The sequence below is a fragment of the Stenotrophomonas sp. YJH_SMC_36 genome (assembly GCF_059369935.1).
In genome coordinates this window covers 41,926-62,774 of the sequence record NZ_JCAFTD010000009.1, presented here as the reverse complement: position 1 = coordinate 62,774, position 20,849 = coordinate 41,926, and the positions used below count along the sequence as shown (strand labels likewise).

Below are 20,849 nucleotides of genomic sequence, written 5' to 3'. Positions count from 1 at the left end.
GGTCAGGACTGCGGCGGCGTCGCGGTGTTTTCCGCGCGGTCACCGCTGCGGAAGCTGACGTAGGCTTCGCCACGCAGCTCCTGCAGGAAACGGTTGTATTCGTCTTCCAGCTTGCGGCGGCCGATGGTTTCGCGGACCTGCGCACGCTGGTTGTCGTTGGTCACGTCGGTCTGGCGGGTCGCCACGCGCTGCACGATGTGCCAACCGGCGTCGGTGCGGAACGGCTGGCTGACACCGCCGTCCTGCACGCTCTGGACCTGCTGGCCGAAGGCCGGACCGAACGCATCGGCCGGGAACCAGCCCAGATCGCCGCCCTGGCCCTTGCTGTTGTTGTCCTCGGACGACTCCCTGGCCACCGTCTGGAAGTCGGCGCCGCCGGCAATGCGGGCACGCAGGGTGTCGATCTTGGCCTTGGCGGCCGCATCGGTCTGGTTGTCGTCCACGCGCACCAGGATGTGGCGGCCGTGGAACTCGGTGACGGTATGGGTGCCGGCGGCGGCGCTGGAATCGCGCACTTCCACCAGCTTCAGCAGCTGGAAGCCGCTCGGACCACGGATCGGGCCAACCACGTCACCGGCATTCATCTTTTCCATCAGCTGCGCGAACGCGGCCGGGATCTCGTCCATGCTGCGCCAGCCCAGGTCGCCGCCTTCCAGTGCATTGGGGCTGTCCGAGTAACGTACGGCGGCGGCATTGAAGTCCAGCTCACCCTTGTCCAGCAGGGCCTTCACGCCGTCGGCCTTCTTCTGGCCGGTGGCGATCTGCTCGGCATTGGCGCCGTCGGGCAGGGCGATCAGGATGTGCGCCAGGTGGTACTGGTTGCCGGCGGTGGCCTGCTGCTTCAACGCGGCATCGACTTCGCCCTCGCTGACGCTGATGCGGCTCTGCGCGAAGCTCTGGCGCAGGCGCTGCACGGTGATCTCGTCACGCACCGAGGCGCGGAAGTCGTTGAAATCGATGCCGTCACTTGCCAGGCGTTGGCGCAGCGCGTCCAGATTGGAACCATTCTGCTGGGCGATGGCATTCATCGCCTGGTTCAGCTCCTGGTCGCTGACGCGGATGCCGCTGCCCTGCGCACGGGCCACCTGCAGCTTGACCAGCACCAGGCGCTCGAGCACCTGCCGGCTGAGTACGTCATCCGGCGGCAGCTGGGCCTCGCGGCCGGCGTACTGCGCCTTGATGTTGGCGATGGCGCGCTGGAGTTCGCTCTGCAGGATCACGTCCTCATCGACGACAGCGGCGATGCGGTCCAGCGGCTGCGCCTCCTGGGCAAGTACCTGCAGGGGGGCGGACACGCTGGACACCGCCAGCAGCGAGGCGAGAAGAACGGGGAAGCGCTTGGTCATGGGATCAGATTCGGATCGTAGTCGTCCCGGGTCGTCCCGGTATTGCTGGGGGGCACGAGATAGAGGTCGTCGCGGTTGTAGCCGAGGATAGCACGGCGCAGGGTGCGGTCCGTGTCCTGGCCCAGGGAGCTGAGGCCCTTCAGCACGAACTCCAGCTGGATGGAATTGTTCAGCTCGCCCTCGCGGTTGCGCACGTAGCGGCGGGCCACCGCGCGCACGGCCAGACAGCAGCTGTCCCACTGGACGCCACCGATGATTTCCAGCGGCTTCTTGTCTTCCAGCGAGTAGTAGTAGCGGCCGACCAGGCTCCAGCGGGGGTTCAGCGGGTACAGGAACGACAGGTCGGCCTGCTTCAGCAGGTCGGTGCCGTCCGGGTTGATGCGGTGGCGGTAGGTCAGGTTGACCACGCCATCGTTGGGCATCAGGTAACGGGCGCGGAAGCTGGCCAGGTCCTCACGCTTGTATTTGGGGTCCCACTGGTAGGTCGCGCTGAGGGTCCAGCGGTCGTTGACCATGTAGTTGGCATCGGCGATCCAGGCCGACTTGCCCTTTTCCACCGGCGGGCCACCCGGCACGGCGGTCACCCGCGATTCGTCGAAGTACTGGATCTGGCCGATGGCCGCCGAGAACCGCTCGCGGCCGGTGGTCTGGTCGATGAAGCGGGTGCCCAGCGCCATGGTCAGCTGGTTGGCGTCGTTCTGGCGGTCGGCGCCGGTATAGCGCGAGTCGCGGAACAGCTGGCCCCAGCTGAAGGTGAAGTCGCGGGTATCGAAGATCGGCAGCTCGTCCTGGTTGCGGTAGGGCGTGCGCAGGTAGAACAGGCGCGGTTCCAGGGTATGCAGGAACGAGCGGCCGCCGATGGTGGTCTCGCGGTCGAAGAACAGGCCGGCATCGATGCTGCCGATCGGCAGGCTGCGGCTGGGCGAGGTGTTGCCGCGCAGCTGCTCGGGGGTAGCGGTGGCCGGATCAACGCCCTGCGAAACCAGCACGTTGCGGCGGATGCTGTCGGCCAGCTGCCGGTCCAGGTCGTAGGCGGTGTAGCGGTAGGCCAGGGTCGGGGTCACGTACCAGGCCGCACCGCTGAACGGCAGCGACACATAGGGTTTCAGGTCCAGGCGTGCGCCGCCGTACATCCGCTGGGTCTGGCCGGTACGGGTGTACTCAAGGTCCGGTCCGGCCTCGGGGCCGTACTTGAAGTTGATGTCTTCATGGGTGAAGCGCACGGCTTCGGCGTACACGCCGGTTTCCAGCCACGACAGGACCGGCTTGTCCCAGTTGAAGTACAGGCGCGGCTGGCGGTTGTAGGCCAGCGCGCTCTCGTTGAGCGTGTAGTCGGTCAGCTGCCAGCGGTCGGCCATGATTCCGGCCGTCCAGTTCTGGCCGGTACCGTACAGGCCAACGGTGCTCTGCAGGTTCGAGGCGGTCACGCCCACCAGGCGGTTGGCGAAGTCCTCGACGTAGCGCTCGTCGCTGACCCAGGCCAGGTTGGCACGCGCCTGCCAGTGGCTGTCCACGTTGTGGTAGCCGCTGAACATGACGCGGCCACGGTCGCGGTCGCGCAGCTTGTCGTTGGGGATGTAGGCGGTCAGCAGTTCGCCGCGGCCGCCGTTGTAGAGGTAGCGGAACTCGTTGTCGAGCATCAGGCCGCGCCGGCTCATGTAGCGCGGCATCAGCGTGTCGTCGTAGTTCGGTGCCAGGTTCAGGTAGATCGGCTGGGTGTAGTCGAACCCGTTGCGCCCGGACATGCCCAGCTGCGGGAACAGCAGGCCGGTCTTGCGCCGGTCGTCGATCGGGAACTTGAAGTACGGTGCCCACAGCACCGGCACCTTGCCGATGCGCAGCACGGCATTGCGCGCCGTGCCGAAGCCCTCGTCGTTGTCCACTTCGATCTGCGGCGCCGACAGCTTCCACACCGGTTGCGACGGGTCGCAGGTGGTGTAGGTGGAGCGGTGCATCTGCCCGACCGCGCCCTGCAGGTCGACCGATTCGGCGTCGCCGTTGCCACGGCGGGACACCAGCTGGTACTGGATGTCGGTGATCTTGTGGGTGTCGCTTTCCTGGTTGCCCTCGGCGCGCTTGGCGACCATGCGGATCGACGCGTCCTGGTAGCGGACATTGCCATCGGCGATGTAGTTGCCGGACTCGGTGTCGAAGCTGAGCTTGTCGGTGCCGACGAACTGGTCGCCGCGGCGCAGGGCGACGTTGCCCTCGTACTGCGGCACCGTGGTGGTACCCAGCAGCTGATCGCCCTCGATATCGGTCGGCTGCTGCTCGCGCGCGGCGCTGGCGGCGGCCTTGTCCTGGCCCGGAACCGGGGTCGGGGCGTCGGTGAACGCGGGAATGACGTCGGTTGCCGGGCACAGGCCCCAGTTGAGCGGCTTATCATCGGCCATCGCCGGCAGGCAGACGGCGATGCTCAGAGGCAGGGGAAGCAGGCGGAGGGCTCGGCGCACGCGGTTCGGATTCGGGCGAAAACGGACGGTAGCTTGCCCCATCCCTTGCATAGGGGCAATGAAGGCGGCCCGGTCGCACCGGTTCGGGTTCATCCAGCCGGGGGGGACGCCGCCGGCGACATCAGGGCCTGCACGTGGGCCACGCTGCATTCGGCCAGGGCCTGCAGGTCGTAGCCGCCCTCCAGCATCGACACCACCCGGCCGGCCGCATGGCGACGCGCCAGCGCATGCAGTTCGCGGGTGATCCAGGCGAAATCCTCGGTCTCCAGCATCAGATCCGCCTGCGGGTCGCGCAGATGGGCGTCGAAGCCTGCCGAGATCAGCATCAGCTGCGGGCGGAAGTCGTCGATGGCCGGCAGCATCTCGTCGGCCCACACATTGCGGAAGCGGAATCCGCCACTGCCCGGCGGCAGCAGGATGTTCATCAGATTGCCCGCGCCACGGTCACGGCGCAGGCCGGAGTTGGGGAACAGGCCGGCCTGGTGGGTGCTGTAATACGACACCCGTGCGTCGTGCTGGAAGATGTCCTGGGTGCCGTTGCCATGGTGGACGTCGAAGTCGACCACCGCGATCCGCTCCAGCCCGTGGCGGTCGCGCGCGTAGGCTGCGGCGATGGCGATGTTGTTGAGCAGGCAGAAGCCCATGGCCGTGCTGCTGGTGGCATGGTGACCCGGCGGGCGCACCGCGCAGAACGCCAGCGGGTCCGCGCCCAGCATCACCGCATCCACCGCGGCCACACCGGCACCGGCAGCATGCACCGCCGCGCTGGCCGAGCCGGGCGAGGTCCAGGTGTCCATGTCCAGCTGGCGCAGGGGCACGGTCTGCGGTTGCAGCACGAAGTCGAGCAGAGCGCTATCGTGGACCCGGCTCAACTCGCCGAACTTGGCGGGTGGGGCCTCGCGCCAGTCCAGCTGGCCGGGGAATGCGCCGCGCAGGGCGTCGAGCACGCCCTGCAGCCGTTGCGGGCATTCGGGATGGCCCGGACCGGGATCGTGCAGCAGGCAGGACGGATGGGTGAAGACCAGCATCGTACGGACTCAGCCCTGCCGGTGCTGGGGCTGCCAGAGCGCCTCGCCCTGCCCATCGGCGCGGGCCAGCACCCGGGCCAGCACGAACAGCAGGTCCGACAGCCGGTTGAGATACTGCAGCGCTTCGCTGCGCACGTTCTCATGGCGGGACAGCGTCACCGTCTCGCGCTCGGCGCGGCGGACGATGGTCCGTGCCAGGTGGCAGCGTGCGGCAGCTTCGCCACCGGCGGGCAGGATGAACTCCTTCAGCATCGGCAGCGTGGCGTTGTAGTGGTCCAGCTGCTGTTCCAGCGCCGAGACATCGGCGGCATGGATCGCGGCATGGCCGGGGATGCACAGCTCGGCGCCCAGGTCGAACAGCTGGTGCTGCAGATGGACCACCAGCGCGCGCACGTCGTCCGGAAGCGGTGCGGCCAGCAGCAGGCCCAGCGCCGCGTTGGCTTCGTCGACGGTGCCATAGGAGGCGACGCGGGCATCGTCCTTGGCTACACGCTGGCCATCGCCCAGTCCGGTGCTGCCGTCGTCACCGGTGCGGGTGTAGATGCGCGAGAGGCGATGGCCCATGGCGCAGCTCAGTGCCGGATGTCGCGACGGGCCTGCTGGAGCTTGAGCACCTGCTCCACGGCCAGTTGCAGGGCGGCGGCCAGCGCCACGTAGATCGCCGTGGTCCGCAGGTAGGGGCCGAACCACTGTGCGTAGTTCTGCGCCCAGCCCGCCAGCGTCGGCTCGGCAACGTTGCGGGTGGTCCAGTAGAAGCCCCCCTGCGCAAGCAGGTGGCACAGCGCCACCGAGGCCACCAGCAGGAGCGCACCCTTGGCCAGCACCGGCCAGCGCGCGCCGCGGTAGTTGTGGCCCAGCAGCATGCCGCCGGCCCACAGCGAGAAGTACGCCGGCAGCAGCAGCCAGTAGCCGGGCGACACGCAGTAGTGCTGCCAGAAATCCAGCCCCGCGCTGCGGATCACGATCCAGTCGACCAGCACCGCGAACAGCATCAGCAGCGGAAAGGCCCAGCGCGTCCAGCGCGCCAGGTAGAAACCGCCGATGAAGAACACCGCCCAGGAGGCATCGGGGATCGCCGCGAAGTGGTTGACCCGGGTCGCCGCCAGCAACAGCACGAGCACGGACAGGACGAAGGCACGATTGGCGGTGTCGGACATGGCGGCGGGCCCGGAGCGGATTCAGCTTTCATTCTAGCCCGCCGCGCGGGTTGGCGCAGGCAGCGTCGCGTTCGGTGTACAGCCGGGGCGAGCGCGTATCATGAACGCCATGAGTGAACGACATGACGTGCTGATCGTCGGCGGCGGACTGGTGGGTGCCAGCCTCGCCATCGCCCTGGACCGCCTGGGCCGCGACGTGGGCCTGATCGAGGCCAGCCCTGCCGGTGGACTGCCGGCGGTGTTCGACCAGCGCAACCTCAGTTTCGCCGCCGCCACCGTCAACGCGCTGACCGCGCTGGGGGTAATGCAGAAGCTGGCGATGGCGCCGGGACCGATCCGTCGCATCCATGTCAGCCGCGCCGGTGACTTTGGCCGGGTGCAGCTCGATGCGGCCGATTACAACCGGCCGTGGTTCGGCCAGGTGGTGGTCGCACGTGACTTCGGTCATGCGCTTGAGGCACGCCTGCAGGAACTGCCGCGGCTGCGGCGTTACCGGCCGATGCGTTTCCTCGGCCTGGGCGGGGTGGTGGAGGGCTGTCGCCAGGTGCATGTGGCCGACGACGCCGGCGAGCGCACGCTGCTGGCACGGCTGGTGGTCGGTGCCGATGGCACGGCCAGTGCGGTGCGGGAGGCGCTGGGCATCGAGGTCGACCGCCACGATTTCCAGCAGACCCTGTTCGTGGCCCGCGTGCGCAGCCAGCGCGCGCCCGACGGCACGGCCTGGGAGCGCTTCACCGATACCGGTCCGACGGCCCTGCTGCCGCGTGGCGACCGCCATTTCGGCACGGTGCATGGGGTGGCGCGCGAAGACGCCGACGCGGTGATGGCGCTGGACGACGCAGCGTGGCTGCAGCGCCTGCAGCATGCCATCGGCTGGCGTGCCGGGCGTCTGCTGGAGTCGGGTCCGCGCAGTGCCTACCCGCTGATCCAGGTGCTGGCGCGCGCCCTGGCAGGCGAGCGCGCGGTGCTGCTCGGCAATGCCGCACAGACCATCCATCCGTTGGGCGCGCAAGGCTTCAACCTGGGCCTGCGCGATGCGCTGACCCTGGCCGAACTGCTGGAAGACGATGCAGGCGATGCCGGCAGTGATGCGCTGCTGCGTGCGTATGTGGCCCGTCGGGAAGAGGATCGCCAGCAGACGGTGGCGTTCTCCGGAGGACTGGCGCGCCTGACCAGCAATCCTGCGCCGTTGATGCGCCCGTTGCGCAGTCTCGGCCTGGTGGCCGCGCAGCGCGGTTCGGTGCAGTCGATGCTGGTCGGCGGGGCGATGGGTTTCCGTGGCGTCGTGCCGCGACTGTGCCGCGGAGAAGCCGCATGAACCGCCGCGCGCGCCTGGACGTGGTCATCGTGGGAGGCGGCGTGGTCGGTGCCGCGTGTGCACTGGCGCTGGCCGATGCGGGGCTGGCCGTCGCCCTGGTGGAGGGCCGTGAGCCCGCGCCCTGGCAGGCATCGCAGCCGGACCTGCGCGTGTTCGCCTTCGCGGCTGACAACGTGCAGCTGCTGGACCGTCTCGGCGTGTGGCCTGCGATCGTACAGGCGCGGGCCTGGCCGTATCGCCGCATGCAGGTATGGGATGCCGCGGGAGGCGAGGACCTGCTGTTCGATGCCGACCGCCTGGGGCGTCGCGAGCTGGGCTTCATCGTCGAGAACGGGCTGTTGCAGGATCGCCTGTGGGCGGCACTGCCGGCGGCCGGGGTGCAGCTGCATTGCCCGGCACGGGTGGAGGCGCTGGAGCAGGACGAGGAAGGGGTGCGACTGCGCCTGGATGACGGACGCAGGCTGGAAGCGGCCCTCGCCGTGGCCGCCGATGGTGCCGAGTCGACGCTGCGCGAGCTGGCGGGCATCGACGTGGTGCGCCACGACTATCACCAACGTGGCGTGGTGGCCTACGTCGACAGCGAGCTGCCCAACCAGGCTACGGCCTGGCAGCGTTTCCTGCCGACCGGTCCGCTGGCGCTGCTGCCGGTGGCCGAGCGCCGCAGCTCGATCGTGTGGACCTTGCCTGACGAAGAGGCGGTGCGCGTGCTGGCGCTGGAGGAGGAGGCATTCAATCGCGAACTGACCCGCGCCTTCGCCGCACGGCTGGGCGAACTGCGCCTGGTGTCGCCGCGCGCCGCGTTCCCGCTGCGCCGCCAGCTGGCCCGCCACTATGTGGCCGGCCGCGTGCTCGCACTCGGCGACGCCGCGCATGTGGTGCACCCCCTGGCCGGGCAGGGCGTGAACCTGGGGCTGCGGGATGTCGCTGCCCTGCGGCAATGGCTGGCGCCTTCAGCCGAGCGCCGTGGCCAGCCGCGCCTGTCGCCGCAGCGCCTGCAGCGCTGGGCCCGCGAGCGGCGCAGCGACAACCAGGTGGCCGCCTACAGTTTCGATGCGATCAACCGCCTCTTCTCCAACGACGAGATGCACCTGACCCTGGCCCGTGGCCGCGCGCTGGGCTGCGTCGGCAAGTGGCCGCCGCTGGTTCAGGCGTTCTGGAAGCGCGCCGCCGGCGTGTGACGACCCCGTTTGGCGGTTGATCCGCCGGTAGCGCCGGGCCATGCCCGGCGGGATCCGTGAACCGGATCAATCAATCAGCCAGCCGGCCAGGTCGGCACGATCCAGCTTGCCGCGGCGCTTGCTGTCCAGCGCGGTGAACTCATCGGCCAGTGCAGGATTGGCCTGGGCCTCCGCACGGCTGATGAAGCCATCACCGTCGGTATCCAGCGCGGCAAAGTGGATGCGGTACTGGCCGGTCACGCTGCTGGGTTCAACCGAGCGCACCGTGACCTGGGCCTCCCCTGCGGGCATCGGAATATCGACGCTGCCGGTGACCCGTCCGGCATTCAAGGGCTGCTGGCGGATGGCTCCGCCGGTCGGACCCAGCGGTTGGCTCTGCGCGGGTGTGGGCGGCAGCTGCTGCGCCAGCACGGGTGACGTGGCCAGCAGGACAGCCAGCAGCACGGGCAAACGCGGACGGTACATGACGGACTCCTGGCAGGCGTTGACGGAAGCGTACCCGGGGCATCCTGTGCGGGCGATGACCCTGCCGCGCATCACCGCATCGGCGATGCCAGCACGGTGATCTCTTCGCGGTCGTGATAGAGCTGCTTGGCACGCACTTCCAGCGACGTGCCAGCCTGCTCCTGGAACAGGTCCAGGCACAGCCGGGTCTCGTCCCAGCGCTTCTTCATCGGCAGTTTCAGATTGAAGATGGCATGCCTGCACCAGCCTTCGCGGAACCAGGTGGCCATGCGTTCGGCAACGCGACGCGGTTGCTCGACCATGTCGCACACCATCCAGTCCAGCGGCTGCTCCGGGTGCCAATGGAAGCCATCCGCGCGCAGGTGCTCGACCAGGCCGGTATCCAGTACGTGCTGGCGCAGGGGGCCGTTGTCGATGCTCAGCACCTGCATGTGCTGGCGGGTCAACACCCAGGTCCAGCCGCCCGGTGCCGCCCCCAGGTCGGCCGCGCGCATGCCGGGTTTCACCAGTGCCTCGCGTTCTTCCGGCGCCAGCAGCGTCAGCAGGGCTTCGTCCAGCTTCAGCGCCGAACGCGAGGGGGCCTCCGGCAGCAGTTTCAGGCGCGGAATGCCCAGTGCCCACGGTGCGCTGTCGGCGGGGTCGGCCACGCAGATGAAGGCGTGGGTGCCGTCGACGAACACCACGTGCAGGCGTGGCAGCCGTGCATTGGGCTTGTCGCTGAGCTTGCCGGCCTTGCGCAGCGCCGGGCGCAACGCGTTGCCGAACGCACGGGCGAGCCCGGACAGCGGCTTGCCGGCATCCGAATCCGGATGTTCGACCCACAGATCACCAAAGCGTGGCGCATCGGCCAGCACCTCCAGCATCGGCGTGATGCGATCGGCCGGATCCAGCTGCGGCAGTTCAGCCAGCACCACCAGCTTCTGCCGCGCGAAGATCAGGCCGCGCCACGGCAACCGCGGTGCCAACGCGGCCGCTTCGTCGCACATGAACAACACATAGCCGTCATTGCGCTGGGTACGTGCGTAGCCGGCGAACCCTGCCTCACCGGCGCGGAACTGCAGTTCGCCGGCCAGCTCCGGCTCGAAGCCCTGCCGGCACAGGCACAGCAGGCCGATGCCGGTTTCAGTAACGGGCGCCATCGCTTTCCCCATAGGCGCGCAGCACGCTGCGTGCGGCGTCGCGGTTCAGGCCCTGCACCACCTCGATGCCACGCTTGTTGAGCTCGCCCACCCAGTCGGCCGGCAGCGGGCCTTCGTCGAACGGGGTCAGTTCCTCTACATCGGCGGCACTGGCGCCGATCAGCAGGCGGTCGATGCCGGCCCACACCGTGGCGCCGTAACACTGGCAGCACGGCTGCGAGCTGGTGGCCAGGGTGACCGGCGACAGCACGGCATTCAGGCGCGGCGTCTGCAGGCGCTGCTGGGCCAGCATGTAGGCCATGTTCTCGGCATGTGCCAACGAGGTGGCATGCGGCATCACCCGGTTCACGCCGGCGGCGATCACCTTGTCGTCCGGACCGAACACCACGGCGCCGAACGGGCCGCCGCTGGCGTGCTCGACGTTCTGTCGCGACAGCTCGATGGCCAGCGCGACCTTGGCCTCATCGCCCGGATATCGACGATCCAGGTCGATCTGGTCGTGGATCCAGGCGGGAAGGGTCAGGTGGACTTGCGCATACAGCATCGCGGGGGTGCCTCGTGTGGGATGGGAAAAGTGCGGTTGCTTGGGAAACCGGCGCGCAGTGTAGCCGCACCGGCCTGTACCGGGTGTAGGCGCGTCAGCCGGGTGAGCCGGTGCGGATCACCACGTACTGCTTGCGGAACTCCAGCCCGGCCTGCGGCCAACTGGCGGCATACGCGCGCAGCAATGGCAGGGCAGGGGCGAAGTCGTGGCCATTGACCCGGCAATCGGCCTCGCACAGGCCATCGGCATCGCGCGAGGCGAACAGGCGGATAGCAAGGAACTGGCGCGCTTTCAGCAGCTCGTCGAAGGCGTCCATGCTCCTGGTGAACAGGCAGCAGGGGCAGGAACCGTGGTCGTCCTCACTGCATGTGGCGACCTCCACCTCCTGCGCGCGGTAGTGGGCCAGCGGCCCCAGCACCACGGTGCGCCCGTGTTCCTTGCCGTCATCACCTGCTGGATAGGTCAGGCCCATCATCGGCAGGCCCTGCGCGTCGTCGGCGCCCACTGCGGTCTGCAGGGTGGCCAGGTCCACCCGCACCCAGGCCTGGAAGCCGGACAGCAGCGAGGCCTGCTCATCGGCGCCGTTGGCGTGCTGGTACTCGAACAGGCCATCGGCGAACAGGGTGGGGTGCTGCGCCTCGATGACCGTGGAGGTCTGCCAGCCACCGTTGTCGCGCGCGTGTGCCGCCATCGCATGCGGGGTCAGGCGCAGGCCGCTGTCCAGCAGCAGCGCGCCGCCGTCGACGCGGCTGGCGATGCCAGCGTCCTGCAGGACCTGCTGCAGCAGCGGGAGGAGGGCGGTGGACGTCGTGGTCATGTCAGGCCTGTGGATGGATCGGGTGGAGCATCCAGGCCGGGCCGGGTGCTAGTGATCGAGTGCTTCGCGTTCTGCGCGATATCGCCGTGCGTCGGACTGCTGCTGCGGATCGTTGCCATGATCACGCAGCCAGGTATCCAGTTCGCGGCGATAGTCCGCGCGGAAATCGGCGTTGCCCGGGCTGAAGTGCAGCTTGCGTGCGGCTACCTCCACCCGCTCGCGCGCGCTGGCACGGGCCTGGGCGATGCCGTGCGGTGATTCGGTGGTGAGGATGACGAAGTTGCGCGGAAAGCCCGGCGTGTACTTCACCACGAACGGCTGGTCCTGAGCCGGGATGCGGATCGCGTTCTCCAGCGGCCACAGCGAAGCGGTGTTGGTGTGGAACACCACCTCCACGTCGCGACCTTCGGCGGTGCGCAGCACCGCTTCGTAGCGCCAGATGTACTGTTCGTTGAGCGTGGAATTGGTTTCCTCGGCCTTCACGATCACCGCTTCACCGCGCTCGCCCACCGCATTGAGGAAAGTGGCGTTGAGGAAGCTGCCGAGGAAGATGTTGAGCATCGCCAGCGGAAACACCACGATGGCGTAGACCGGTGAACGCCGCCACCACGAGACCAGCGCGGCCAGCCCCATTGCTGCAAAGAACGTCAGCAGCGGATGCTGCGAGATGAACCAGAGCAGGGCGGACAGGGCGGTGATCATCGTCGCGCTCGTGCGGGCGCCGTGCCGGCGCCCGCGCGGGTCCTCAGGCTGACCAGGTATCGCGCAGCGTCACGCTGCGGTTGAACACCGGCTTGGCTTCGGTGTGGTCGCGGCGGTCGGCAACGAAGTAGCCGGTGCGTTCGAACTGGAACGACTGCTCCGGCGCGGCGCTGGCCGCGGCCGGCTCGACATAGCCGGTGACGGTGCGGCGCGATTCCGGATTGAGGTAGTCGCGGTAGGTCCTGCCTTCCGACTCGTCGTCCGGGTTCGGCACCGAGAACAGTCGGTCGTACAGGCGGATCTCGGCCGGAACGCCGTGCACGGCGCTGACCCAGTGGATGGTGCCCTTGACCTTGCGGTTGGCCCCTTCCATGCCGGGGCGCGACTCCGGATCCAGCCAGCCGCGCAGCTCGGTGATAGTGCCGTCGGCATCCTTGATCACCTCATCGCAACGGATGATGCCGGCACCACGCAGGCGCACTTCGCCGCCCGGCACCAGGCGCTTCCAGCCCTTCGGCGGTACTTCGGCGAAGTCCTCGCGGTCGATCCAGACCTCGCGCGCGAACGGCACCTGACGGCTGCCGAAGCTCTCGTCCTTCGGATGGTTGCTGAAGGTGAGCTGTTCTTCATGGCCTTCGGGCAGGTTGGTCAGTACCAGCTTGAGCGGGTCGACCACGGCCATGCGGCGCGGTGCGGCGCCATCGAGGTCTTCGCGCAGCGCGCCTTCCAGCACGCTGAAGTCGATCAGCGAGTTCTGCTTGCTGATGCCCACGCGTTCGGCGAACAGGCGCATTGCCGCCGGGGTGTAGCCGCGGCGACGCAGTCCCTGCAGGGTCGGCATGCGCGGGTCCTCCCAGCCGTCCACCAGCTGCTCGGTGACCAGCGCCATCAGCTTGCGCTTGCTCATCACCGTGTAGTTGATGTTCAGGCGCGAGAATTCGATCTGGCGCGGCTTGGCGGCTTCGCGCGGCAGGCCGGCATCGACCAGCGGCTGGGTCAGTGCGTCGTCATGGGCGAAATCGACGTTGTCCACGCACCAGTCGTAGAGCGGGCGATGGTCCTCGAATTCCAGGGTGCACAGCGAGTGGGTGATGCCCTCGATCGAATCGCCCAGCGCATGCGCGAAGTCGTACATCGGGTAGATCGGCCACGCATTGCCCGTGTTCTGGTGCTCGACATGCTTGATGCGGTACAGCGCCGGATCGCGCAGGTTGATGTTGCCGCTGGCCATGTCGATCTTCGCGCGCAGGGTGCGCGCACCGTCCGGGAATTCACCGGCACGCATGCGGCGGAACAGGTCGAGGTTCTCCTCGACACTGCGGTCGCGCCACGGCGAGGGACGGCCCGGCTCGGTCAGGGTGCCACGGTAGGCACGCACTTCCTCGGCCGACAGGTCACACACATAGGCCTTGCCCTGCTCGATCAGCTTCTCGGCGGCGAGATAGTAGGCCTGGAAGTAATCGGAGGCGTGGCGCAGTTCGTTCCACTCGAACCCCAGCCAACGGACATCATCCTGGATGGCGGCCACGTACTCCGGGTCTTCCTTGGCCGGATTGGTGTCGTCGAAGCGCAGGTTGCATACGCCGCTGAACTCGCCGGCAATGCCGAAGTTCAGGCAGATCGACTTGGCATGGCCGATGTGCAGGTAGCCGTTCGGCTCCGGCGGAAACCGGGTCTTGATCGCCTGGTGCTTTCCGCTGGCCAGGTCCTCGCGCACGATCTGGCGGATGAAATCGCGCTTTTCGTGGCTGTCGGCGGGGGTCTCGGGGCTGGCGGGGGTGTGCTCGGACATGAGGCTGGGCGAAAAAGGGCAGAAAGACCAACAGTCTAGCGCGTAAGGGGAAGGGCTGCCGGGGTTGCGCCCGCGCTACCGGGCGCAGGGGGCCCGGCCGGCAAGTGCAGCGGGCGCAAGGGGGTAGCGCCGGGCCATGCCCGGCGAGCGCAGCGGCGGCATTCAGCGCCCGGGCGTATGCTGGAGGCCTCTCCCGTGGAGCCGCCCCATGCACATCGTGTACAAGGCCGACAATCTGTTCGACGCCCACCTGGTGAAGCACGCGCTGGAAGACGCCGGCATTCCTGCCTTCGTGTTCGGCGAGCAGCTGTTGGGGGGCATGGGCGAGCTGCCGCTGTTCGGTGTATTGAGGGTCGGCATCCCCGACGCCGCGCGGGCCGAGGCTGAAGGCATCGTCGCCGGCCTGGACTTGGGCCACGCCGCCGACGCCCCCATTTCCGATGCAGACGACATTGCCGGCCTTCCGGCGTAGGAGCGCATCATGTTGGGAATCGGACAGGGCATCCTGGGCATCGGCGCCTTCAAGCAGCGCCTGCCGCGCCCGGAAGAGGCGCTGCCAGGGCGTGATCAGCCACTGCCGCTGCACAGCAACCAGCACTTCGTGAACAGTCACCCGCTGAAGGACCGCTTTGCCGGCCTGCAGCAGATCCGTTTCGCGCTTGGCTGCTTCTGGGGAGCCGAGCGCAAATTCTGGTCGGAGCCGGGCGTGTACAGCACGTCGGTCGGCTATGCCGGCGGCGTCACGCCGAATCCCACCTATGAAGAAGTCTGCTCCGGCCTGACCGGCCACACCGAAGTGGTGCAGGTGGTGTTCGATCCGAAGGTGGTGAGCCTGGAACGGCTGCTGCAGCTGTTCTGGGAAAGCCACGACCCGACCCAGGGCATGCGCCAGGGCAACGACACCGGCACCCAGTACCGTTCGGCGATCCATGCCACCGACGAAACGCAGTACGCCGCTGCGCTGGCCAGCCGCGAGGCCTACCAGGCGCAGCTGGACGCGGCCGGCTATGGCCCGATCACCACCGAGATCGTGTTCCCGGCGCCGGAGTACTACTATGCCGAGGACTATCACCAGCAGTACCTGGCGAAGAACCCGAACGGTTACTGCGGCATCGGCGGCACCGGGGTGAGCTGCCCGATCGGGCTGGATGTGGAGGCGCCGCGCTGACGCGCGGTGGTCCGCCTGCGGCGGGCAGAAGCGGAAAGCAACTGCCGAAGCAAAAGCCAGAGCCAAAGCCAAAGCGGCTCTGGGTTGCTGTGAGTAGGGCGGGGCGGTGTGGGTCGGCAGGACACGCCGTGAACCCATCCATGGGGGCTCGATGGCGCCATCCATGGCGCCAACGGTCCTGCCAACCCACACCACCCCACCTCCGACAGTTTCCCGGTGACGGTGGGCAAGAGCGTGGGTTACTGACGAACTGAAGGAAAACAAGAAGGACGCGGCCTTCGCCGCGTCCTTTTTGTTTGATCCTGCGGTGTCTTCTGTAGAGCGGAGCCATGCTCCGCTCCGAGCAAGCGAAGCGCGCGACCCGCTGTTGCTCTTCTCTCTTTCTTCCGTGGCGGGCGGCCGCAGGAAACTGTCAGAGGGCGGGCGGGTCGGGTTCGCGGGAGTGTCCGCGGCATGGATGCCGCGGCCAAGCCTCCAGGGACGGATTCACGGCGTCTCCCGCGAACCCGACCCGCCCGACCCAGCGCGGCGGTTGCTTCATGCCTTTCGCGACCAAGCCCCCGCCACGAGGGGCTCAGCCGTTGGCTGGAACCCTTACAGCGCCGCGCGGATCCGCTCGCGCAGCGCTTCCAGATCCTTGGCGAACGCCTCGATACCGGTCGTCAGCTTCTCGGTCGCCATCGGATCGGCCGCCAGATCCGCCGCAAACGTCGCCGCATCGATCGGGGTCACCGCCACGCCGTTACCCTCACCGGGCACCAGCTTGCGCGGCAGCTCGCCGTGATCGGCGTCCAGCTTCTCCAGCAGATCCGGCGAAATGGTCAGGCGGTCGCAGCCGGCCAGCGCCTCGATCTGTGCGGTGGAACGGAACGAGGCGCCCATCACCACGGTCGGCGAACCACGGCGCTTGAACTCCGCATACACGCTGCGCACGAACTTCACGCCCGGGTCCTCATCGATGTTGGCCGGGGTCTGGCCGTTGGCCACGTACCAGTCAAGGATGCGGCCGACGAACGGCGAGATCAGGAACGCGCCCGCTTCGCTGCAGGCCAGCGCCTGGGTCGGGTTGAAGATCAGCGTCAGGTTGCAGTCGATGCCCTCGGCCTGCAGGATCCGCGCCGCTTCCACACCTTCCCAGGTCGCGGCGATCTTGATCAGGATCTTCTCGCGCGGTACGCCGGCATCGGCGTACATCTGGATGAACTGGCGGGCCTTGGCCACGGTGGCGGCGGTGTCGTACGCCTGGTCAGCATCCACCTCGGTGGACACGCGGCCCGGCACCAGCGTGCTGAGCAGCGCGCCGACGCCGATGGTCAGCCGATCGGCCACCGCATGCACCACGGCCTCGCGGTCGCCGCTCTGCTGACGGCCCCAGGCCAGTTCGCGCTCGATCAGATCGGCATAGACCGGCAGGTCCAGTGCCTTCTTCACCAGGGTCGGGTTGGTGGTGCAGTCCACCGGCTGCAGGCGCTTGATCGCCTCGTAGTCACCGGTATCGGCAACGACCACGGACAGTTCGCGCAGCTGGGACAGTTTGGACGAGGTACTCATTACGGCTCCTGGTACGGGGAATCGGATCGCGCGCAGTGCGCAGCGGAGATCAGGGACGGTCGTTGTGCACTGCGGTCACGCGCAGGCGCAGCTTGCGACCGCCGGGTGCAGTCCAGTCGATGCTCTGGCCGACCGACAGGCCGAGCAGGGCACTGCCGACCGGGGCCAGCACGGAAACCTTGCCTTCATCGACGTTGGCTTCGCGGGGGAAGACCAGGGTCAGGACGTGCTTCTCGCCTGAGACCCCATCTTCGCACTCCACGCGGGAATGCATCATGACGATGCCTTCGGGAATCTGGTCCGGCGCCAGCACGGTGGCCCGGTTGAGTTCTTCGGCAAGCGCGAGCGCGGCAGGCGTCTGGCTCAGCGCAGGGGCTTCGAGCATGGCCTCCAGGCGGTCCATGTCGAAGGTTGAGACAGTGATCGACGGCGGCAGGCCGCTGGCGGTGTTCATGTAAAACTCCTTGGTTGAAAACCATGCAAAAGGCGGCGCCTGCTGGCGCCGCCTGTCTGTATTGTGGGGACAAATGCGACCGGAATCGACTCCTGCCGCTCGAGGCCGGGCAGGCCGGGGCGTCAACCGTTCAGCGCGGGGCCGGAAAGGCTGGCCGGATCGGCGGCCGTGCCATTGGCGGCTTCCAGCGTGAACAGCGCATGCGGCAGGCGCTTGAACTGGCTGGCCAGCTCCATCAGGAAGTCGTTCATCGCCGAGCTGCGGCGCCAGACCATCGCAATACGGCGGCTGGGCCGGCCCTCACCGATGAAATCGAGCAGGCGGATGTTGTTCGAGCGCGGGACGGGGGGCTGCACCGACAGGCTCGGCAGCAATGTGATGCCGACATCGGCGGCGACCATCTGCCGCAGCGTTTCCAGGCTGGTGGCGCGGAACTCGGATTTCTCGTTGGCGCCGAACAGCCGGCACACTTCCAGCGCCTGGTCGCGCAGGCAATGGCCGTCTTCCAGCAGCAGCAGCTTCTGCGTGGCCAGTTCCTGCACATCCAGATGGGCGCGCTGGGCGAGCGGATGGCGACCGGAGACGGCCAACAGGAACGGCTCCTCGAACAGGAACTCGGCGTGCAGCTGATCGTCGATCACCGGCAGTGCCAGCAGCGCGGCATCGAGCTTGCCTTCGCGCAGGCGCTCCAGCAGCACATCGCTCTTCTCTTCGACCAGCAGCAGTTCCAGTTCCGGGAAACGTTCGCGGATGCGCGGGATCACATGCGGCAACAGGTACGGGCCCAGGGTCGGGAAGATTCCCAGGCGCACCGTGCCGGCTTCCGGATCGCGGCTGCGCCGTGCCGCTTCCTTCAGCTGCTCCACCTCGGACACGATCACCCGCGCCCGTGCAGCGGCTTCCTGGCCGGCCGGCGTCAGCATCACCTTGCGGGGAGCCCGCTCGACCAGCGGCAGGCCCAGCTCTTCTTCCAGCTTGCGGATCTGGGTGGACAACGTGGGCTGGCTGACGAAGCACGACGCGGCAGCCCGACCGAAATGCTTGTGGTCGGCCAGGGCTACCAGGTACTTCAGATCGCGTAGATTCATCCTCACATCCCAGGGATAACGGACCGGCTGGCGGCGTGGTCACCCCGCAGCTGACAATGCTCCCGGCAACCCGGGAGCAGTGGATCAGGCAGCTTCGGCAACGGCCCCGCTGCTCTTGCTCACCGACGAGCGGATCAGGTGATCGAACGCGCTCAGTGCGGCGGTCGAGCCGGCGCCCATGGCGATGATGATCTGCTTGTAGGGTACCGTCGTGCAATCACCTGCGGCGAACACGCCGGGCACACTGGTCTGGCCACGGTCGTCGATGACGATCTCGCCGCGCGGCGACAGCGCCACGGTGTCCTTCAGCCACTCGGTGTTGGGCAGCAGGCCGATCTGCACGAAGATGCCTTCCAGCTCCACGCGGTGGGCGTCGCCACCGATGCGGTCCTTGTAGACCAGCCCGGTGACCCGGCTGCCATCGCCCAGCACTTCAGTGGTCTGGGCGCTGGTCAGCACGGTGACATTGCCGAGGCTGCGAAGCTTCTTCTGCAGCACCTCATCGGCGCGCAGGCTGGAATCGAATTCCAGCAGGGTTACATGCGACACGATGCCGGCCAGATCGATGGCAGCTTCAACGCCGGAGTTGCCACCACCGATCACCGCCACGCGCTTGCCCTTGAACAGCGGGCCATCGCAGTGCGGGCAGTAGGCCACCCCCTTGTTGCGGTACTGCTCTTCGCCCGGCACATTCATCTGCCGCCAGCGCGCACCGGTGGACAGGATCACCGAACGTGACTTCAGCACCGCGCCGTTTTCCAGCTGCACCTGTACCAGCCCATCGTCGCCGGCCGGCACCAGCGCGGTCGCGCGCTGCAGATCCATGATGTCCACGTCGTACTCGCGCACATGCTGCTCCAGCGCGGTAGCGAGCTTCGGGCCTTCGGTCTCCTTGACCGAGATGAAGTTCTCGATGGCCATGGTGTCCAGTACCTGGCCGCCGAAGCGCTCGGCGGCGATGCCGGTGCGGATGCCCTTGCGCGCGGCGTAGATCGCTGCGGCCGCGCCAGCCGGGCCGCCGCCCACCACCAGCACGTCGAAGGCCTGCTTGGCGGCGATCTTCTCTGCGTCGCGCTTGCTGGCGTTGGTATCCAGCTTGGCCACGATCTGTTCGAGCGTCATCCGGCCCTGGTCGAAGACTTCACCGTTGAGATACACGGTCGGCACCGACATGATCTCGCGCTTCTCCACTTCCTCCTGGAACAGCGCGCCGTCGATGGCCACGTGCTGGATGCGCGGGTTGAGCACCGCGGCCAGGTTCAGCGCCTGCACCACGTCCGGGCAGTTCTGGCAGGACAGGGAGAAATAGGTCTCGAACCGGTACTCGCCTTCCAGGCTCTGCACCTGCTCGATCAGTTCGGCGGTGGCCTTGGACGGATGACCGCCCACCTGCAGCAGCGCCAGCACCAGCGAGGTGAATTCATGACCCATCGGCAGGCCGGCGAAGGTCAGGTGGATGTCCTGGCCGGGCGTGCCCAGGTCGAACGAAGGCACGCGGCCCTGGCCATCACGCAGCACCTGCAGCGAGATGCTGTCGGACAGGCTTTCCAGGGTCTGCAGCAGTTCCAGCATTTCCCGCGACTTGTCGCCGTCGTCGGCATGCGCGGTGATCTGGATGGGGCGGGTCACGCGCTCCAGATAGGTCTTCAGCTGCGACTGCAGGTTGGCGTCCAACATCGGGTCTTCTCCTGGCTTCAGGCAAACAGGGGGCGTGGCACCGCTGTAGAAGGTAGCGGACCAGCAGGGGGTAGGGGTGAACCCAAGACAGCGACCGTGGAAGGGGCTGGCTGGCCGCGACGGGCCGGCGATGGCTGTCTTGGGTTCACCCCCACGCCGGCGATGCCGCCGGCATGGAGATGGGCCTGCCGTGGCATGGGGCCACGGCGTGCCGGTGCTGCGTTAGATCTTGCCGACCAGGTCCAGCGACGGGGTCAGGGTCTTCTCGCCTTCCTTCCACTTCGCCGGGCACACCTGGTTCGGGTTGGCGGCGGTGAACTGGGCGGCCTTCAGCTTGCGCAGGGTCTCGGAGACGTCGCGGGCGATCTCGTTGGAGTGGATCTCCAGGGTCTTGATCACGCCTTCCGGATTGATGATGAAGGTGCCGCGCAGGGCCAGGCCCTCTTCCGGAATGTGCACGCCGAAGGCGTTGGTCAGCTGGTGGGTCGGGTCGCCGACCAGCGGGAACTGGGCCTTGCCGACGGCCGGCGAGGTTTCGTGCCACACCTTGTGCGAGAAGTGCGTGTCGGTGGTGACGATGTAGACCTCAGCGCCAGCCTTCTTGAACTCGGCGTAGTGGTCGGCGGCGTCTTCGATCTCGGTCGGGCAGTTGAAGGTGAATGCAGCCGGCATGAAGATCAGGACGGACCACTGGCCCTTCAGGCTGGCATCGGAAACCTTGATGAACTCGCCGTTGTGGTAGGCGTTGGCTTCAAACGGCTGGATCTGGGTATTGATGAGGGACATCATTTTTCCTCTGGGTGAAGGGAGTGGGTGAATCGACAGGAGCTAGGTTACCGGCTCAGTTGCGATAAGAACAATCCATTGATTGCATCTATTTGATAGATGCAGCCTATCAAATTGCCATGAGCCCGCACTGAACCTTGCGTCCCTCATCCTGCAACTGCCTGTGTGACAAGGAAAATCGCCAGG

Annotated in this window: 20 protein-coding genes; 4 read left to right on the top strand and 16 right to left on the bottom strand. The window is 67.6% G+C overall.

Annotated elements, in window-relative coordinates; genetic code table 11:
- Nucleotides 1–2: 2 nt before the first annotated feature.
- The 5 genes from AC5P76_RS16920 to AC5P76_RS16900 form a co-directional block, all read right to left on the bottom strand.
- Nucleotides 3–1,346: a peptidylprolyl isomerase gene (locus AC5P76_RS16920; protein WP_053519673.1), complete on the bottom strand. Its 1,344-nt coding sequence runs from the start codon at nt 1,344–1,346 to the stop codon at nt 3–5.
- Entirely contained in the window at nt 1,343–3,799 is a 2,457-nt protein-coding gene (lptD, locus tag AC5P76_RS16915; RefSeq protein WP_080375337.1) for an LPS-assembly protein LptD, read from the bottom strand. The genes AC5P76_RS16920 and lptD overlap by 4 nt, the downstream gene beginning before the upstream one ends.
- An 89-nt stretch (nt 3,800–3,888) precedes the next feature.
- The gene (locus tag AC5P76_RS16910) at nt 3,889–4,827 is read right to left on the bottom strand and encodes a histone deacetylase family protein (protein ID WP_065176230.1); all 939 of its coding nucleotides are present in this window, start codon (nt 4,825–4,827) and stop codon (nt 3,889–3,891) included.
- Nucleotides 4,828–4,836: 9 nt separating this feature from the next.
- Nucleotides 4,837–5,391 carry a cob(I)yrinic acid a,c-diamide adenosyltransferase gene (locus AC5P76_RS16905; protein WP_065176231.1) on the bottom strand — a complete coding sequence of 185 codons (555 nt, stop codon included), beginning with the start codon at nt 5,389–5,391 and terminating at the stop codon, nt 4,837–4,839.
- Between the two features lie 8 nt (nt 5,392–5,399).
- Nucleotides 5,400–5,984, bottom strand: a complete 585-nt coding sequence (locus AC5P76_RS16900; protein ID WP_053519669.1) for a hypothetical protein — start codon at nt 5,982–5,984, stop codon at nt 5,400–5,402.
- 109 nt (nt 5,985–6,093) lie between these two features.
- Between AC5P76_RS16900 and ubiH the strand changes: the two genes are divergently transcribed.
- Both ubiH and AC5P76_RS16890 read left to right on the top strand, forming a co-directional pair.
- Nucleotides 6,094–7,302, top strand: coding sequence for a 2-octaprenyl-6-methoxyphenyl hydroxylase (gene ubiH, locus AC5P76_RS16895; RefSeq protein WP_065176232.1), 1,209 nt, complete (start codon nt 6,094–6,096; stop codon nt 7,300–7,302).
- Nucleotides 7,299–8,480, top strand: a complete 1,182-nt coding sequence (locus AC5P76_RS16890; RefSeq protein ID WP_065176233.1) for a UbiH/UbiF family hydroxylase — start codon at nt 7,299–7,301, stop codon at nt 8,478–8,480. Before ubiH ends, AC5P76_RS16890 begins: the two co-directional genes overlap by 4 nt.
- Nucleotides 8,481–8,546: 66 nt before the next feature.
- On the opposite strand, the gene AC5P76_RS16885 is transcribed toward AC5P76_RS16890, so the two are convergent.
- The 6 genes from AC5P76_RS16885 to AC5P76_RS16860 form a co-directional block, all read right to left on the bottom strand.
- The gene (locus AC5P76_RS16885) at nt 8,547–8,945 is read right to left on the bottom strand and encodes an EF-hand domain-containing protein (protein WP_053519666.1); all 399 of its coding nucleotides are present in this window, start codon (nt 8,943–8,945) and stop codon (nt 8,547–8,549) included.
- 71 nt (nt 8,946–9,016) lie between these two features.
- Complete coding sequence (gene rlmM / locus AC5P76_RS16880) at nt 9,017–10,084, bottom strand: 23S rRNA (cytidine(2498)-2'-O)-methyltransferase RlmM (RefSeq protein WP_065176234.1); 1,068 nt, start codon at nt 10,082–10,084, stop codon at nt 9,017–9,019.
- Nucleotides 10,068–10,628 (bottom strand): nucleoside deaminase, encoded by a 561-nt coding sequence (locus AC5P76_RS16875; RefSeq protein ID WP_065176235.1) that lies wholly within the window; start codon nt 10,626–10,628, stop codon nt 10,068–10,070. The genes rlmM and AC5P76_RS16875 overlap by 17 nt, the downstream gene beginning before the upstream one ends.
- 94 nt (nt 10,629–10,722) lie before the next feature.
- Nucleotides 10,723–11,445 (bottom strand): DUF6348 family protein, encoded by a 723-nt coding sequence (locus tag AC5P76_RS16870; RefSeq protein ID WP_164153071.1) that lies wholly within the window; start codon nt 11,443–11,445, stop codon nt 10,723–10,725.
- 48 nt (nt 11,446–11,493) lie between these two features.
- The gene (locus AC5P76_RS16865) at nt 11,494–12,147 is read right to left on the bottom strand and encodes a hypothetical protein (RefSeq protein WP_065182847.1); all 654 of its coding nucleotides are present in this window, start codon (nt 12,145–12,147) and stop codon (nt 11,494–11,496) included.
- A 43-nt stretch (nt 12,148–12,190) separates the two neighbouring features.
- The gene (locus AC5P76_RS16860) at nt 12,191–13,939 is read right to left on the bottom strand and encodes a glutamine--tRNA ligase/YqeY domain fusion protein (protein ID WP_065176238.1); all 1,749 of its coding nucleotides are present in this window, start codon (nt 13,937–13,939) and stop codon (nt 12,191–12,193) included.
- A gap of 208 nt (nt 13,940–14,147) precedes the next feature.
- Here AC5P76_RS16860 and AC5P76_RS16855 point away from each other — a divergent pair, with 208 nt between their 5' ends.
- Both AC5P76_RS16855 and msrA read left to right on the top strand, forming a co-directional pair.
- The gene (locus AC5P76_RS16855; protein WP_053519109.1) at nt 14,148–14,411 is read left to right on the top strand and encodes a putative signal transducing protein; all 264 of its coding nucleotides are present in this window, start codon (nt 14,148–14,150) and stop codon (nt 14,409–14,411) included.
- 30 nt (nt 14,412–14,441) lie between these two features.
- Nucleotides 14,442–15,107, top strand: a complete 666-nt coding sequence (gene msrA, locus AC5P76_RS16850) for a peptide-methionine (S)-S-oxide reductase MsrA (protein WP_053519160.1) — start codon at nt 14,442–14,444, stop codon at nt 15,105–15,107.
- A 594-nt stretch (nt 15,108–15,701) separates the two neighbouring features.
- Here the strand turns inward: msrA and AC5P76_RS16845 are convergent.
- The 5 genes from AC5P76_RS16845 to ahpC all read right to left on the bottom strand — a co-directional run bounded on the left by AC5P76_RS16845 (nt 15,702) and on the right by ahpC (nt 20,663).
- Nucleotides 15,702–16,658: a transaldolase gene (locus AC5P76_RS16845; RefSeq protein ID WP_065175981.1), complete on the bottom strand. Its 957-nt coding sequence runs from the start codon at nt 16,656–16,658 to the stop codon at nt 15,702–15,704.
- A gap of 49 nt (nt 16,659–16,707) precedes the next feature.
- Nucleotides 16,708–17,112, bottom strand: coding sequence for a nucleoside diphosphate kinase regulator (gene rnk / locus AC5P76_RS16840; protein WP_053519113.1), 405 nt, complete (start codon nt 17,110–17,112; stop codon nt 16,708–16,710).
- A 122-nt stretch (nt 17,113–17,234) separates the two neighbouring features.
- Nucleotides 17,235–18,200 carry a LysR substrate-binding domain-containing protein gene (locus AC5P76_RS16835; RefSeq protein ID WP_065175982.1) on the bottom strand — a complete coding sequence of 322 codons (966 nt, stop codon included), beginning with the start codon at nt 18,198–18,200 and terminating at the stop codon, nt 17,235–17,237.
- Between the two features lie 84 nt (nt 18,201–18,284).
- Nucleotides 18,285–19,877, bottom strand: a complete 1,593-nt coding sequence (gene ahpF, locus AC5P76_RS16830) for an alkyl hydroperoxide reductase subunit F (RefSeq protein ID WP_053519116.1) — start codon at nt 19,875–19,877, stop codon at nt 18,285–18,287.
- A 222-nt stretch (nt 19,878–20,099) separates the two neighbouring features.
- Complete coding sequence (gene ahpC, locus AC5P76_RS16825) at nt 20,100–20,663, bottom strand: alkyl hydroperoxide reductase subunit C (RefSeq protein ID WP_005408159.1); 564 nt, start codon at nt 20,661–20,663, stop codon at nt 20,100–20,102.
- Nucleotides 20,664–20,849 lie beyond the last annotated feature (186 nt).

Bases quoted from the DNA above. Each gene is read 5' to 3' on its own strand.
- ahpC (WP_005408159.1), bottom strand. From the start codon at position 20,663: ATGTCCCTCATCAATACCCAGATCCAGCCGTTTGAAGCCAACGCCTAC.
- AC5P76_RS16835 (WP_065175982.1), bottom strand. From the start codon at position 18,200: ATGAATCTACGCGATCTGAAGTACCTGGTAGCCCTGGCCGACCACAAG.
- AC5P76_RS16885 (WP_053519666.1), bottom strand. From the start codon at position 8,945: ATGTACCGTCCGCGTTTGCCCGTGCTGCTGGCTGTCCTGCTGGCCACG.
- AC5P76_RS16920 (WP_053519673.1), bottom strand. From the start codon at position 1,346: ATGACCAAGCGCTTCCCCGTTCTTCTCGCCTCGCTGCTGGCGGTGTCC.
- AC5P76_RS16870 (WP_164153071.1), bottom strand. From the start codon at position 11,445: ATGACCACGACGTCCACCGCCCTCCTCCCGCTGCTGCAGCAGGTCCTG.
- AC5P76_RS16855 (WP_053519109.1), top strand. From the start codon at position 14,148: ATGCACATCGTGTACAAGGCCGACAATCTGTTCGACGCCCACCTGGTG.
- AC5P76_RS16910 (WP_065176230.1), bottom strand. From the start codon at position 4,827: ATGCTGGTCTTCACCCATCCGTCCTGCCTGCTGCACGATCCCGGTCCG.
- AC5P76_RS16860 (WP_065176238.1), bottom strand. From the start codon at position 13,939: ATGTCCGAGCACACCCCCGCCAGCCCCGAGACCCCCGCCGACAGCCAC.
- ubiH (WP_065176232.1), top strand. From the start codon at position 6,094: ATGAGTGAACGACATGACGTGCTGATCGTCGGCGGCGGACTGGTGGGT.
- AC5P76_RS16900 (WP_053519669.1), bottom strand. From the start codon at position 5,984: ATGTCCGACACCGCCAATCGTGCCTTCGTCCTGTCCGTGCTCGTGCTG.
- AC5P76_RS16905 (WP_065176231.1), bottom strand. From the start codon at position 5,391: ATGGGCCATCGCCTCTCGCGCATCTACACCCGCACCGGTGACGACGGC.
- rlmM (WP_065176234.1), bottom strand. From the start codon at position 10,084: ATGGCGCCCGTTACTGAAACCGGCATCGGCCTGCTGTGCCTGTGCCGG.
- AC5P76_RS16865 (WP_065182847.1), bottom strand. From the start codon at position 12,147: ATGATCACCGCCCTGTCCGCCCTGCTCTGGTTCATCTCGCAGCATCCG.
- AC5P76_RS16890 (WP_065176233.1), top strand. From the start codon at position 7,299: ATGAACCGCCGCGCGCGCCTGGACGTGGTCATCGTGGGAGGCGGCGTG.
- rnk (WP_053519113.1), bottom strand. From the start codon at position 17,112: ATGAACACCGCCAGCGGCCTGCCGCCGTCGATCACTGTCTCAACCTTC.
- ahpF (WP_053519116.1), bottom strand. From the start codon at position 19,877: ATGTTGGACGCCAACCTGCAGTCGCAGCTGAAGACCTATCTGGAGCGC.
- AC5P76_RS16875 (WP_065176235.1), bottom strand. From the start codon at position 10,628: ATGCTGTATGCGCAAGTCCACCTGACCCTTCCCGCCTGGATCCACGAC.
- AC5P76_RS16845 (WP_065175981.1), bottom strand. From the start codon at position 16,658: ATGAGTACCTCGTCCAAACTGTCCCAGCTGCGCGAACTGTCCGTGGTC.